At 62.4% G+C, this 15,121-nt stretch carries 8 protein-coding genes and 2 CRISPR repeat arrays; all 8 genes read right to left on the bottom strand.

The window, feature by feature from the left end; genetic code table 11:
- Positions 1–393: 393 nt before the first annotated feature.
- The 8 genes from NZU74_06615 to cas10d all read right to left on the bottom strand — a co-directional run bounded on the left by NZU74_06615 (position 394) and on the right by cas10d (position 14,919).
- Positions 394–894: a heme-binding domain-containing protein gene (locus tag NZU74_06615; protein ID MCS6880988.1), complete on the bottom strand. Its 501-nt coding sequence runs from the start codon at positions 892–894 to the stop codon at positions 394–396.
- A 1,339-nt stretch (positions 895–2,233) separates the two neighbouring features.
- Positions 2,234–3,010: a CRISPR direct-repeat array (repeat unit 32 nt; unit sequence TAATCCCCTTGCGGGGATTGAGGTTGTTCGGA).
- A gap of 74 nt (positions 3,011–3,084) precedes the next feature.
- A CRISPR array of direct repeats spans positions 3,085–5,907; the repeat unit is 37 nt; unit sequence GTTTCAATCCGCCTTGCGGATTAGTGGCCTTTTCGAC.
- 420 nt (positions 5,908–6,327) lie between these two features.
- On the bottom strand, positions 6,328–6,621 hold the full coding sequence (gene cas2, locus NZU74_06610; GenBank protein MCS6880987.1) for a CRISPR-associated endonuclease Cas2: 294 nt from the start codon (positions 6,619–6,621) through the stop codon (positions 6,328–6,330).
- Between the two features lie 406 nt (positions 6,622–7,027).
- Positions 7,028–8,065, bottom strand: a complete 1,038-nt coding sequence (gene cas1d / locus NZU74_06605; protein ID MCS6880986.1) for a type I-D CRISPR-associated endonuclease Cas1d — start codon at positions 8,063–8,065, stop codon at positions 7,028–7,030.
- Positions 8,066–8,291: 226 nt separating this feature from the next.
- Complete coding sequence (cas4, locus tag NZU74_06600; GenBank protein MCS6880985.1) at positions 8,292–8,897, bottom strand: CRISPR-associated protein Cas4; 606 nt, start codon at positions 8,895–8,897, stop codon at positions 8,292–8,294.
- Positions 8,894–9,724, bottom strand: a complete 831-nt coding sequence (gene cas6 / locus NZU74_06595; protein MCS6880984.1) for a CRISPR system precrRNA processing endoribonuclease RAMP protein Cas6 — start codon at positions 9,722–9,724, stop codon at positions 8,894–8,896. The genes cas4 and cas6 overlap by 4 nt, the downstream gene beginning before the upstream one ends.
- Before the next feature lie 174 nt (positions 9,725–9,898).
- Entirely contained in the window at positions 9,899–10,543 is a 645-nt protein-coding gene (gene cas5d / locus NZU74_06590; GenBank protein ID MCS6880983.1) for a type I-D CRISPR-associated protein Cas5/Csc1, read from the bottom strand.
- 87 nt (positions 10,544–10,630) lie between these two features.
- A complete protein-coding gene (gene cas7d, locus NZU74_06585; protein MCS6880982.1) occupies positions 10,631–11,674 on the bottom strand; it encodes a type I-D CRISPR-associated protein Cas7/Csc2 in 1,044 nt (347 codons plus the stop codon).
- 68 nt (positions 11,675–11,742) lie between these two features.
- Complete coding sequence (gene cas10d, locus NZU74_06580) at positions 11,743–14,919, bottom strand: type I-D CRISPR-associated protein Cas10d/Csc3 (protein MCS6880981.1); 3,177 nt, start codon at positions 14,917–14,919, stop codon at positions 11,743–11,745.
- Positions 14,920–15,121: the final 202 nt, after the last annotated feature.

Raw genomic sequence — 15,121 nt, 5'->3', positions numbered from 1 at the left:
AGCGGATCAACAGCGGCAGGTCAGCTTCGAAAGCATCAACTGGAACGTCAACACATTCTGGTAAAAAGATAATTGAAAGGATGTCCACCGAAACGACCGACCGTACCTGTGCCTGCGCTTGTTGGTATGCAGTGATAGCTATCAGTGTAGAGGGTAGCAGGCGTGATGTCAATACGGGGTCTTATCGAGGAGCGATAAAACTCACGCTCGTCCTATGCAGGACGTTAGCCTATGGCTTATTAAGTCTGTGAACGAAGTTTTTAGCTGAACCTCCACCCCCTCCGGGGTTTAAAGGCGGACAGAACACCCATCCCTACCTGATCGGAGCCTCGTGAGCGTCCCTATATCGGGCGCAGCGGATCTCAGGGCAACCTGGTTTCCCCGACCCCTCTCCTATTCTTCCCCCCGCTCGTCACCGGCCTCCCCGCCGAAGGTGGCGATCAGGCCGGCGATGAACTGCTGCTGCTCGGCGGGCGCAAGGCGGGCCTCGGGATGCAGCGGCAGATAGAACCACGGCGGCATCTCCCCATTTTGCACCAGCTTCGCCGCCTCATCACCCTCATTATCAGGACGCCCCCACTCAGAGACGTTGAAGGCGGCGCGGCCCTCGCGCACATCGCGCGTGATCAGCCAGGAAGCCGGGGCGACGGCGCTATACCAGGGCCAGGCGGTCTGGTTGCTATGGCAGTTGCCGCAGGCGCGCAGAAAGGTGGCGCGCGTCTGGGGACTATCCCAGGCCGGTTCGGCGGTGACGGGGGGATTGGCGCGGTCGCGGCCGTAGGGCAGGAACTGGATGGCGACGAAGGCAACAAGCAGCGCTCCCAGAGTCCAGGCGCCGACGCGACGCGGGGACCAGCGGCGGGCGTTTGTTTCCGGAATTGTTTTGCCGGCCATGACGGATCCTTTCGCAAGCGTGACGAGCTATGCACCTGCCTGTAGCATAGCGCGGCTGGATTGGAAACGTCTTAGAGCGCTGATCGGCATGCTTGATCCTCTGAGAACCCTGAGCCGTGAGGCTCGCTGCGATCGTGCTGCCATCGTTGCGGGTCAATCGTTTCGAGAAAGGCTGTAGAAAGAGCGGGGCGTGTAACGGAATGCACCGCGGAGGGCGCGGAGAGCATGGAAGGGGGAGAGAGACGGCGTCGTGTCCGGGGGTGGGGGAATAGAATCAGCCCTGATCCGGAGCGCCGCGCGCTCCTGCCGTCGCGGGCGTCGCCAGCAGCTCCTCCCGGCATGCCCCTGCATAGGCAGGTCTGCGTCCGCCTATGCTCCCCTCGTCTTCGTTCCCGCTCCTCAGTCCTTCCCGCCGCATCCGGGAGCGCCACAGGCATGGGAGGCGGAGCCGATGAGGGAGACAAGAGGGAGAGGCGCTCAGGGATTGTTACCGAGGCCGATCACAATCGCGAAGACCAGATCGCCTTCCTCGAGTCGCTTGGAGATCACGATGTGATCGCCTGGCTCGCCATTTATCCAGTTCGCGTTCGAGAAACGAGTTGCCAGCGAGGGGCTGCGATACCGAATGTACCAGTCGTCCAAGGCTGGAGTAGGTTTCGATCAACGCGGCCTCGACCAACCGCGAAGCCAGGGTGTCAGCGCCATGGGCGACTGCCTGCGGCTGAGCAGCCTCAACGCGGACAGCGCGAGGAGGACCAGCGCGGTTGGCGCTTGCCACGAGCTTCGAAGCGTTGCCCCGCCTGGTCGTTGCCGCGCAGCCGCCCCTATGTTCGCCGCCCCAAAGGCGCCGTCGATGAAGCATGCCGAAGGGTCAATCACGCCGCGTTCCCGCAGGTCTTCGGCCAGAGCGGTCAGGATGCGCTCGAACGTTCCGTGCTCGAACCACGCCTGGAACTCCCTGGGCGGTGGATGGTTCGTCGCGCTTAGTATAGGCGCTCGAACGTTCCGTGCTCGAACCACGCCTGGAACCGTGGATGGCGCGTCTGGAAGGGAGGGTGGCGATCCGGGAGAGCGGGCCGCGGCGCAGCCGTTCGTTCGCACGATCCACAGGCTACCGTTGAGCACAGGCCGGTCATCCCGCTGCGGACGCCCTTTGCCATCCGTCCGTCGCGGCGGTCGCACCAGCAAGGGATCGATCACCGCCCATGGTTTCGTTCGTCCCATCCGTTGCCGCCTCCAAATGCTAGCGCATCAGGACGCAGTATGCCATTTTTGAGAACGCCTTTAGTGTCACGACGTGCCGAGGATGACCAGCCGGGACGCTCCGCCGGGTGAGCGGGTTCTAATCCCCTTGCGGGGATTGAGGTTGTTCGGAGGACGCCCAACGGAATGGGACTCGTCATCGAGTCTAGGTTCTAATCCCCTTGCGGGGATTGAGGTTGTTCGGAGGACATTTTTTCCGCGGCCCTGGGCAAAGCGAATGAGTTCTAATCCCCTTGCGGGGATTGAGGTGGTTCGGAGGAAGAACAACCTGGAATCCGACCATGCCGCTCAGCGCCTCGGAGATCCTTGCGGGGATTGAGGTGGTTCGGAGGAAGAACAACTCGCGTTTGCGTATAACACGCTGGAGTTCTAATCCCCTTGCGGGGATTGAGGTTGTTCGGACCGCCGTCAACGAGCCGGATGGTGCGGACGGGGAGACCGAGGTTTTAATCCCCTTGCGGGGATTGAGGTTGTTCGGACACGACGGCAGATGACCTGCTCGCGTCGATCTCGACGCTGATGTTTTAATCCCCTTGCGGGGATTGAGGTTGTTCGGACCCAGCGTGATGCTCCCGTCCGTTGGGATCGTCCAAGCGGGTTTTAATCCCCTTGCGGGGATTGAGGTTGTTCGGACGATGTAATCGCCGTGGAATGAAGTCAGGATCATATAGTTTTAATCCCCTTGCGGGGATTGAGGTTGTTCGGACGGGTCGTGCGGAATACGACGATCGCGGCGATTGTGGTCGTCCTGGACCGCCCTGGGAGATTGAGGTTGTTCGGACACGGCGCTCAGCACGCTCAAGCACACGAGCGCAGCGTCCTGGACCGCCGTGGGAGATTGAGGTTGTTCGGATGGGTCGTGAGGAATGCGACCTGGCCCGATAAGGGTGTAGGTTTTAGTCCCCCTATAGCACATTAACAATTGAAGTTTCAATCCGCCTTGCGGATTAGTGGCCTTTTCGACCGTGGTTGTGTAATGCCGCCAAAAACTCCGAGTACATGTTTCAATCCGCCTTGCGGATTAGTGGCCTTTTCGACGCCGGGCATGCCGGCGCAATCCGGGAGCGAGTGATGTTTCAATCCGCCTTGCGGATTAGTGGCCTTTTCGACCCATTCTGAGCCGCCTCTCCCCGCCTGCTGGTATCAGTTTCAATCCGCCTTGCGGATTAGTGGCCTTTTCGACGAAAGGCGCGTGCACGTTGTACGTGCACACGCCTCTCGTTTCAATCCGCCTTGCGGATTAGTGGCCTTTTCGACCGTCGGAATTGCCGCGGTGAGCCAGCACCTGGGCGTGTTTCAATCCGCCTTGCGGATTAGTGGCCTTTTCGACCGGCGGGGGTCAAAACGCCGTCCTTGACCAGGCCGGAGTTTCAATCCGCCTTGCGGATTAGTGGCCTTTTCGACCTTCCATGGTTATCGTTTCCTAATGATGTAGATGAGGTTTCAATCCGCCTTGCGGATTAGTGGCCTTTTCGACCGCGTAGGGATACGCTGAATTAATATCGTATTTATGGTTTCAATCCGCCTTGCGGATTAGTGGCCTTTTCGACTTGACCAATCAAAGGTCATATGGCGCATACGCACGCAGTTTCAATCCGCCTTGCGGATTAGTGGCCTTTTCGACCTGGGCCGGGCGTTCCTGATGCAGTTCTGGGCCTGGGTTTCAATCCGCCTTGCGGATTAGTGGCCTTTTCGACCTTCGTGCGCCTGGCTCGCACGAAGCTGCAAGACAGGTTTCAATCCGCCTTGCGGATTAGTGGCCTTTTCGACGGCGCTGAAAGCCAGCGTGCGCAAGGAAACGACCGTTTCAATCCGCCTTGCGGATTAGTGGCCTTTTCGACCATCCTGCGGGGGCTGCTGGGTAACTTATTCTGCGACGTTTCAATCCGCCTTGCGGATTAGTGGCCTTTTCGACCCAAACGCGCGGCCTGCCCGCCGTGTGCCCATGATACGTTTCAATCCGCCTTGCGGATTAGTGGCCTTTTCGACCTCCTGCGTCGTTGCTGCGTTGAGCTTTTTGATACGCGTTTCAATCCGCCTTGCGGATTAGTGGCCTTTTCGACGGCCGCACCGTGACACGCCACGCGGCGGATATCCTGTTTCAATCCGCCTTGCGGATTAGTGGCCTTTTCGACGCTCTCAGGCGATCGCGGACGCCTTTCGGACCTATGTTTCAATCCGCCTTGCGGATTAGTGGCCTTTTCGACCGAGTGTCACGGCGCGGGCCAGGTCGGAGTCGAACGTTTCAATCCGCCTTGCGGATTAGTGGCCTTTTCGACCCCGGCGGGTGCGCTTGCGCTTGAACGGACTTGTTGTAGTTTCAATCCGCCTTGCGGATTAGTGGCCTTTTCGACCGCGATGGCCGATTTTGAGCACGAGGCGGGACCGGGGGTTTCAATCCGCCTTGCGGATTAGTGGCCTTTTCGACCGGATGGTTTTCAATGTCTTCTTCCCCCTCATCGCCGAGTTTCAATCCGCCTTGCGGATTAGTGGCCTTTTCGACCGTCCAGTACCGCGGCCATTCGAGCCTGCTCAATAAGTTTCAATCCGCCTTGCGGATTAGTGGCCTTTTCGACCCTTCCAGGGGACGTTATCAGGACGCTTTAAAACCGCGTTTCAATCCGCCTTGCGGATTAGTGGCCTTTTCGACCAGGGAGATCTGCACGATTGGGCGCTGCAGGTGATAGTTTCAATCCGCCTTGCGGATTAGTGGCCTTTTCGACAAGGATGGCATGGTCTGCGTCGGGAACTATCGTTGTGTTTCAATCCGCCTTGCGGATTAGTGGCCTTTTCGACACCCGCCCCCCTCGGGCCGGCCCATGATGTTTTCATCGGTTTCAATCCGCCTTGCGGATTAGTGGCCTTTTCGACGCCAGAACACGTCATCACTTTGCTGTCCAGACACTGAGTTTCAATCCGCCTTGCGGATTAGTGGCCTTTTCGACCGTTATCTGGTGATGTGCTATCGGCAGATGAAACGAACGTTTCAATCCGCCTTGCGGATTAGTGGCCTTTTCGACCCGTGCTCACATTTCCGGCATCGTATCCTCAACCTCAGTTTCAATCCGCCTTGCGGATTAGTGGCCTTTTCGACCCCTATGACCACACCGCCCGACCGCCCATCCGATGAGTTTCAATCCGCCTTGCGGATTAGTGGCCTTTTCGACCGCACAATTTGGCAATATACGGACGCGAGACATTGGTTTCAATCCGCCTTGCGGATTAGTGGCCTTTTCGACCCGGATTTGCCACGTTCAACTACCGGGAGCGTGGGTTTCAATCCGCCTTGCGGATTAGTGGCCTTTTCGACCGTAACTCGCCTGTAACTCGCAACACTATTATGGCGGTTTCAATCCGCCTTGCGGATTAGTGGCCTTTTCGACATCATCAGCCTGTTGGCTCCCAACCGCCGGTACCAGAGTTTCAATCCGCCTTGCGGATTAGTGGCCTTTTCGACCTGTGCAGACACGCGCCGTCACCGCACTCGTACCGGTGGTTTCAATCCGCCTTGCGGATTAGTGGCCTTTTCGACTTGCCCTCGTACGGCGTGGACCGCGTTGTGTTGTCGTTTCAATCCGCCTTGCGGATTAGTGGCCTTTTCGACCCTCGGCGGGGAGCTTCCGCCTCTGCTGCCGCCTCCGTTTCAATCCGCCTTGCGGATTAGTGGCCTTTTCGACACAATCCGAACCCGAACCCGCCGCGGTTGCTCAAAAGTTTCAATCCGCCTTGCGGATTAGTGGCCTTTTCGACCCCTACACGCTCGTTACCGCTTCAGGACGCCAGGGAAGCGCGCTGTTGCGAGTAGCGCGCGCATGCAGGCACACTGTGCCGTGAATCGGCGACCGGATTCCCATTGTACCATGACTTCCGCCGCGCTGGAATGCCCAATCGTGTCATGCGAGCACCTCCCGCTCTGAGACCCCATGCTTCGCTACTCGAATCGCGCCTGGCGCGTGGCGATATGGCGGAGACGTACCATGTTTAAACTTACTGCAGAGCGCGCAGGGGACGCAGAGGATGTAGTGCGAACCTGTTCGGCCGCCGGGTCGGGGTCGAGGGCCTCTCGCTCCACGTACGAGGTCCGGGTCGTAGCGGGTGCGAACCTGTTCGGTAGCGGTCAACCCTGTCGGCAAAGATTTGATGGTCCCCTGATCGGGGCCGTGGCGTCCTTCAGAGAATGACCGTTACCGGATCGCGCGGTTTCGGCCCCCCTACGGTCAATACCTGCTCGCGGCACGCGCCACAGAGCGGGTAGAACCGCACGCTGTCACGCTCCTCCAGCAGGTGCCGTGCCAGTTTGGCCCGCAGCTCTACGAGTTGGCGCCGCGTGAGCCAGCATTCAAAGAGGGAGTACTGCGTCCAGGCGCCGTATCCGCAGAGCAGCCGGTGCACCTTTGTCCGTCGCCGATCGTCGGGAATGTCATAGGCGATGATGTAGAGCGTTGTGGTTGCTGAGGCTCCCATGATATGTATGTCGTTTCTTGTATATCGGATCTGAGCCCTGAGGCGAGTGGCGCCGCCAGAGATCCTCTAATGAGGTTTCCGCCACGTACCTGGCCGGGGAGCGCGCACAACCTCATAGGCCGGCGAGCAGGTTTTTCGGCGAGCAGGCCCTCTTCGCGACCCTCCGTGGTGTGGAAGCGCCTAGCGCACTTGTTGCGCGGATCGCGATCCGCGCTCCCGGTGACCGCTCTTCGCGACTGCACCGGTAGGTGTAGTAGGCGCACGCCCAGATGTCATCACGATCCGCGCTCCCGGTGACTGCTCTGCGCGACCCTCCGTGATGTGGAAGTGCCTGGCGCACGGTAAACGGAACGTAACATGCCAATGAAGCTGATCTGTCTGCAATAAAACTTAAGCTTGGAAGCGCCTAGCGCACGGTAAACGGAACGTAACGTTCAATTTCCCCCTGGGCGTATTTGGCGAACAGCCGGACCTGAAGTTCGATGCAGCGCCGGTAGCTGACCCGGTATCCAAACAGGGGATGTTGCACCTGTTCGTTGAGCCGGGCTTCGAATTTCTCCAGAAAGGTTCGCCGTGCGCCATCCCGTAACCGGTACGCGCCCAGTTCTTCTTCAAAGTCTCTGGGCGTCAACTGGCCGGTGTTGATCATGGTCATTACGACGGAGTCCACGATGATCGGGCGAAACATTTCGACAATGTCCAGGGCCAGCGCCGGTTTGCCGAAGCCCGGCTGGTGCAGCACGCCCAGGCCCGGATCGAGCCCGACGGCGTGGACCAGGGATACCGTCTGGTTGGTGAGCAGGGTGTAGCCGAAGGAGAGCACCGCATTCACCGGATCGGTGGGCGGGCGTTTGACCCGTCCGGTGAAGTTCCATTCGCCCTTGAGCAGCATGCCCAGCACGCTGTAGTAGGCAGCGCTCCCGCTGCCCTCCAGCCCCAACAGTGGCCCCAGACCGTGCATGCGGTCGCTCGTGTCGGCGGGCGGTTCCAGACGCTCGAGGTCACGCAGGTAGCGCCGGATGCTCTGGGCCGCTTCCTGCAGCGCGGCGTCATTGTCGCGCCCGCGGGCGTAGCGCAGCAGCAGCGTGCGCATGTTCTGCAGTTTGCCTCCAATGCAAGCGCGGGCCACGGCGAAACTGCGCGCCACGTCCCTTGCCAGGGCGTACTGCGCCAGGCGCACCCCGCTGTTTTTGCCCCAATCGGCCACCAGCGAGCCGTAGGAACGGCCCCAGGCGGTCAGGTAGTGGACCGGTATCCGGCGCTTGAGGAGTTCGTGCAGCGCCGGAGTGGTCAGGGTGATCTCGCCCAGCACCATGATCTGTTCGATCTTGTTGAGCGGAACCCGGATCGCGTCGCCGTTGCGTCCGCCCGCGGCCTGCACCCGCAGGGTCTCACCTTCGAGTTTGACGACGCTGTATTGTTCGGTGAGATACAGGGTTGCCATACAAACCTCCACGCCAGGTCCAGGGATGTCAATCATAGATGGTTGTCTCCGAGCATGGGCGAATGAGGCGAACTGAGAGCACTGACCGGAATGCTTGATCCACGCAAGCCACTGAGCCTTATGGCTTGCTGCGCTCGCACTGCCATCGTTGCGAGTCGATCGTTTCGAGAGACGCTACAGGCCCCGCCGGTGAGGGTCGGAGTACTGTCTGGTACACTATCAACCATCAGCCTGCAACCGCGCCAGTTAGTTGACGGATTTCGTCGGGCAGGCATAGAGGCTCGAGCGAGCAGGCCCGGCAGCGGGCGCGCTGGTCAATCGGCGGCGGCAGGGTCCCGGCTGCCGCCAGGCGGTGGGCCTCGCGCGCCAGATGCTCGACCTCGGCGCGTAGTTCCTGCGTGAAGCGCACTTCCTCCCGCCGCCGCGCCGCGAAGTAGAAGATGAAGCCCCGTTCGATCCGTGCGCCGGTGCGCTCCTCCAGGCAAAGGGCCTGGGCGCAGATCTGTGCGTGATCGTTCTGCCAGCGTCCCGGCCGGCCTTTCTTGAACTCCACCGGATAGCGTTCTCCGCCGCGCGCTTCGACAACGTCGCAGAAGCCGGCGATCCGCAGGTGGTTGCTCCAGACGTACACCCGCCGGTGTTGCACCGTGTCTTCCAGCCATGTCGTGCCGCCCAGATCGACGCCCTCGTGCCGCAGGTGGCCCTCAACCACGTGTTCGTTCAACAGCATTTCGGCCTGAATGAACTCGTAGGCGAAGCGCCGCGGGCAGTAGGCCAGGGCATTCAACATTGAGAGCGGAATGAATTCAGGCGGACCTATGTCAATGCTCATGGACCTGTCTCCTTATCGGGCAGGCGCCGGCACAGACCCATGCCCCGTGCAGTCTTGATCCCCACGCCGAGGAAGAGGGCCGCGTCGGCGAGCAGGGCCAGCAATCGCGCCTGCTCCGGGTTCACCGGTAGTTCGTAGGCCACCGTGCCGACAAAGCCTTTTTGCGGGCCTTTGCCCAGGTTGATCTCGCGCGACTCGGCGCGATAGCGCGAGACCAGGGTGTCGGCGGCGGCTGCCCGGACCAGATCGAGATCCAGGCGCGCCTGCGCCGGGGCCAGTTCGTTCCAGCGTCTGCCCAGGCTGAAAAAGATCAGCTCCGGCTCAGGCAGGATCGCCAGGCGCAGCTTGCCGTCGGGGCGCGCCGCCTGACCGATGGCGGTGGCGCTGGCGAACTCGAGCACGACGGTATGTGCCGCTTCGGCGCGGGCCGCCAGGGCGACGAAGCTGTCATAACCGGCCCAGGGGTGGCCCTGCGGCGGCGGGGTGCCGATCACATCGCCGAGGTGCAGCGCGCTCTGGCCGAGGCGCAGCGGGGCCGCGCCGGGCATCTGGCGGAGCAGGGCGTGCACGAAGGGCTGGAATAGATCGGCGCGCAGCAGGGAGACGCGTAGGTCCACCACGTCGCGGTTACGTTGGGGCAGGGCCGCGACGGTGTAGGGCTTGCCCGGGCCGTCGGCATGCAGCTCCTCGGCCACCTCGGGTGCCACCTGGCGCACCAGATCCAGAAAGAGCGCCTGCAGCCCGTGGCCCTGGGGGCGTGGCGGTGGCCCGCCCTCCAGCGGGTGCAACCGGAGAACAAAAGCGTACAGATCGGGAAAATCGCTCATATGCGCCTCCGTGGCAGGTGATTGCCTACCGCAAATAATTCAAGCCTGCTCGTTCCCTTGGGCCATAGTTTCACTTCCCTACCTTTACACTTCCACACCTCTACACCTCCACACCTCCACAGACCGGTGATGTGGAGGTGTGGAGCAGACTGTCAGGCTGATGTGCAACATAGCCTACGGAAACATGTACCGCATCCCCACCGGCAACCCCTGGTCACCGGGCAGGACGTAGTGCAGCCCGTGGCAGCGAGCATTGGCGACGAGGCTCGCCGGGGGCATCGAAATGATGTCGAAGGCTTGCAACACGTTCGCCGGCACGTCGAGGGGGTTGAGCGGGCAGGCGGCCACGTAGGCGCCCTCCCGCTCCTCCACCGGAGCCTCTTCAACCTCCACTAGCGCCTTGCTGTGCCATTTGCCCAGGCGCACCCAGCGCGGCAGGCGCAACGGCGCCTGGCTGATAACGTAACACACGAAGCGCGAGTCGGGGGCCAGTTCCTTGGCGCGGCCAAAGGAGGGCGTATTGCGCGTCGCCTGTTGCATCTCGACGTGCAAGATCTCCTCGCCATACTTGAAGGTAGCAAGCTGAAAACTGGTCCGTTCCGGTTGGGCCGCGGTTACGTATACGCCGGTGAGGCTGCCAAGGTCCTCCTTGTAACGCGGAACCTGCTCGCGGTTGAACCAGGGGGCCTGTGCCAGTCCCAGGGCGTAACTCAGGGCATAGTTGTGCAGGTACCGCCCCGTCTCGTAGAGCCGCCCCAGTTCGCGGGTGGCGAAGAAGAGCGGTTCGTGGAGCGTTAGACGACAGACGTACAGGTGCATGTGCGCGCTCCTCTTCCTGGCGCCGCCTTCGAGCCGGGCCGAAGCAGCGGCGCAGCCAGTGCTTCGGCCCCGGCGTCGGACGGGGTCCTAGCCTTTCTTGCTCTTATCCTTCTTCTGGATGTAGGCGGCAAAGTAGGCCGCGCTGTCGCGGGCCGCGGCCCGCAGCAGTTCGCGCATCCCTTCGTCGCTGCTAGTCCGCTGTCCAAAGTCGGCCAGAAACGACGCCAGATTATCGCCGTGCAGATGCTGGGCGATGACCACCCGATCCTCCTCCAGCAGGGAGCGGATCACCTCGCGCGAGGCGGCCAGGGCGTCGGGCACGGGGATGGGGCGAGCAGGATCGATGGCGCCCTGCCGGTGCAACAGGTCGTAAAGATGCTGAGTAAAGTGCAAGTTCGAGAAGATCTCGCCATCGGCCAGCACAATGCCCAGGACGTGATTGGTCATCGTGCCAGTGCGGGTGGTCTGCGCGCCGTAACGCCGGGTGCGCAGCACGTTGTTGAGGACGTACAAAAACAGAGGCGCGGTCAGGTCGCGCGTGGTAATCACGGACGGGAAGAGGGTCTGCGGGCGCACGTGATCCTGCTCGTTGATGCGGCTGGTCACCTCGCCCTTGCGGCTCATCGTCCCGCCTTCATAGGGCGCGTTCAGAGTAAACGCCTCGTGGCTGGCGTCGAAGGCGCTGAGGCTGTAGGCCGTGTCGCTGTAGACCTTCGACTTCTCGGAGCCAGCGTCGCCGATGGCGAAGCCGTAGCTGATGCAGTCGGGGCACTGCTTGCAGAAGTCCACGTTGTAGTCGCAGATCGGCAGGCCCTGACTGTCCACGGCGACGCCACGCTCGTCCGTCTTGCGATCCTTGCCCTCGGCGGCCTGCTCCGCGCTGATCAAGCCGTAGCGGCGCAGCAACTCCCGGCCCGCCAGCCGCTCCGGGGTGGTCTGCTTGCGTTTGAACATGGTGATGCGGGTCATGAGATCGGTCTCAACGACGCCGGCATGCATCCGGGCGGTGTTGAGTTCGCCGTCGGTCTGGAACAGGGCGTAGGAGTCGGTCTCGCGCAGCAGCACGATGTGGGCGTAGCGCCCGTTGGGGCGCGGCGGAACGCTATCGGGGAAGAACGTTGTGGCGAGCATGATTCGGTTTTCTCCTTCCAAAAAGCTGCAGTTAGCGTAACGGTTGGACAGTGCTCTGACAACCAGCCTCAGGCTTCGGCGGCGCCATTCTCGGTTTCGTCGGGTTGCTCGCCGCGCTCGCGCCATTCGCGGCGCTGCTCGGCTATGTAGATCGCTTCGCAGGCGTTTTTGAGCAGGTTGAGTTGGCGGCCGGCCAGCGCGGCGCGGTCACCGCCAAAGGCCTTGCGGTACACCTCCTCGACCATGTAGCGGCTGAACGCCTCCAGACTCGCGTCGCGCGTCTCGCGGTCAATCCACCTGGGGATGGCGCCATCGGCGCTTCCGCGGTCCACGTTGTCAAGAAACTTGCTGAGCCGTCCCTGAACCGCTTCGATCAGGGCTTCGTCGTCATCGAACAGGCGGGGATCGGCCTCCAGAATGACTGCGGCGGCTTCGCTCAGCGGCTTCAGAATGCTGTTGCTGTTGAGCCGCCCGGGTTTGTGGCGGTAGAACTGACGGTAGAGGGTGACCAGCTGGCGAGCGTGGGACATGGCTGTGTTCTCCGGATCGAGATACTGTTCGACGAGGTGGACGTAGCGCGCGGCCTGTTTCGCCGGGATGCCGTCGCCGCTCTCGCGGCGCAGCCCCTTCTTCAGGTAGTGAAAAGCGTAGAGGGGTGAGGTTTCCAGGTTGCGGGCCACCGCCGGGATCTCGTTCCAGCGGTAATCGAAGCCGCCCGCGCCGGCTCTGGCGTTGCCGTCGAGATGCACCAGGTAGCTCGCCACCAGCCGCTGGAGCGCGGGGAGGAGTTGATCCAGATTGAGGCGCGCCTGTTCGACAGTACGACCCACGTAGGCGTGCGCCCCGTCGAAGGCGACCGTTTCGGGCAGTTCCGTGGCCTCCTGGATGATAGGCAGCAGGCTCTCGCTGGCGACTACCTTCACGTCCAGAATGAACGGCAGCAGCAGGGCCAGGAAGGCGGGGTTGATCCAGGCCTCGGCGTCCTTCGGTTCGCGCGCGGCGGGGGGGATGCCGATGAAGCTGAAGGTGATCGGTTCGTTGCTCGGGAAGCGGAGCCGGAAGAGCCGGTCGCTGGCCGGCTCAGGCGGCGTGGAGTCCAGCAGCAGGGGTTCTATGCGCTGGAATGTCTCCGCGTCCAGATCAAGGATCTCGCCATTGTTGCCCAACGCCTTGCGCAACTCGGTGAAACTGACCCGCTTGAGCTGATCGTGTGCGGCGCGGAGCATCTTCAGGCTCTCGGGGGTGAAGAAATAGGTGGGGTAGAAGTAGAGATAGCGCAGCTTGCGCTTCTCAAAGTTGCCGCCGCTCTCCTGGCCGCGCTTCATCAGCAACTGGCGCAGCATCATCTCCGCGCCGCAGATCGCGCAGATGTGGCGCATGGCCTTGCTGCCGTGCAGCGGTTGCTTGTTGGTGTAGACCATCGGCGCGAACAGGCTGGCGGCTTCCTGTTGCTCACTGACGCGGTAGGGCGAGGAACACAGGCCGCACACTGTCGTCGCGCCGCGCCCGCCGGCCCGGGCCTTGCCGTAGCGCGCCAGTTCCGTCTGGAAGCGGGCGGACAGATCAGCGTGGGGCGTCGGCCTAAAGCGCAGGTGATCGGCCACATAACGCCGAATCTCTTCCCACTGCGGCGCGGCGGTTGGCGGCGTATCGGGCAGCCGCGCGGCGACCGACTCGGCCAGCGCGCGCAGGCGTTCGACCCACTGCTGCTCATCGAGACCGGGCGTCATTCTGCGGTACATCCCCGCCGCGTAGTACCAGCCATACGGAACGCCGCCGGTCTTGCCGCTGTTGATCTGCCTGACCAGGTCACGAAGATGGGAGAGACCCATGTGATCCAGCAGCACCTGTTCGGCATCGAGGGCGGGATCGGCGTCGGCAGCGATCTTCACCAGGAGGGCGCAGGTTTCGGCGATACGATCAACTTCGAGCGTGTCTGGCAGGTTCAGGTCGGTTCCGGCGGGCGCCAGGCCCTTGGCAGCGATGCGGGCGTAACGCTCGCCCGCCGAGGCCCTGCCGGTGATGCGCTGTTCGGCGAAGTCGGCGACCAGGCGGGCCAGGTCGCGCGGCGCGAGAAACATGGTGTAGTAGTCGGCGAGCTTGATCCCTTTCCCGTCGCGACGAAAACCGGTCAGGTTCTCGGCCAGTTGGCGCTGGCACAACTCGCGGATATGCGCGACCGTGGTCTCGGCCACGTCGGCCACCGCTGGCGCAGGGGGCGCGCCCCGGCGCTCCAGATAGACCGCGCCGGTGGGCGCGAAGAGCAGCGGTGCGCGCTGGTCTGGAACCGCGTAGGCGGCGATGGCGGCGTTGTTGATGATGCTGGTGATCACCCCGCGCACATCGGCGAGGTGATGGTAGGTCAGCGCGATGCCGACATGCGCATCGTCAAAGCTGGCCACCATGTCCCGGATGGCCCGATGGCTCGCCGCCTCGATTGGCGTGCGGCCCAGATAGGCCAGGTAGTCGGCGAAGGTTGCCAGATCGGTGGCGAGACTCAGGGTGCGCCCGCGCGCGCGCAGCCCCGGCAGGGCCGCCAGGTTGCGCATCACTCCCCATTGAAGCTGGGTGTTCGAGGCGATGTAGATCAGAGCGTGCAGATGCACGGCAAGCCCGCCGATGGGTTCCAGAAAGCGGTCAAGGCCCAGGTCAATGCACCAGCGGCTGATGATCCGCTCCACCTCGGGCAGATGGACCGCTACGTTGACCGTGTTGTATTCCAGTCCCAGGGCGTGTAGCTCTTTATTGACGCCTGGCAGCTTGAGCCAGTCGTGGAGGGTGTAGCCCGCGCAGAAGAGCCGGTACGTCTCGTCGTCAAACTCGTCCACGAAGCGTTGTACGCCCCAGCGTTTGAGGGTGCGCGCCACCCGCGCCACCGGCAGCAGGCCGTTGACGATGTGGGCGCGCATGCTCTGGTCGTCGCCGTAGCGTGCCACCTCCTCCGCAGGGGCGCCCGCTGCGCGCTTCCGCAGAGCAAAATCGCCGCCCTTGGCCGCCACGTGGGCGAGCCGGGCCGAGAGACGCGGGGCCACGTGGGTGGCGTAATCGGCCAGCACTGCGTCGTCTGGGTCGATCGCCCCACGCAGCAACCGCGCGAAGATCGGCTCCGGGGCCAGCGCCGGCTGCTCCGCCTCCGGCGCCGCTCGCGCTTCGGTCGCGGTAAGCTGCTCGCTCAACTCGGCGACCTCTTCCAGGTTTTCTTCGAAATCGTCGGTCGGTTCAGAGTCAGACAGCGACAGGTTCATCAATCACCTCCCGGTTCTGCGATGAGACTTCTCGTAACAGAAGTCGTTACCTCTTACTTTTTTGTCATTTGCCGCAGTTTCCGCTACAAGGAGGTTTGGAGGGGCTACATCCCTCCGGGTTTTCCCCTTCCCGGCGGGAAGGAAAGATCTTCGGGGGCCACAGACCCCCGCAACCCCCGCCAGGGGCAAAGTAACAAAGTGG

The sequence above is a fragment of the Chloroflexaceae bacterium genome (genome assembly GCA_025057155.1).
Taxonomy (GTDB): domain Bacteria; phylum Chloroflexota; class Chloroflexia; order Chloroflexales; family Chloroflexaceae; genus JACAEO01.
This window is presented reverse-complemented; position numbering and strand designations above follow the sequence as displayed.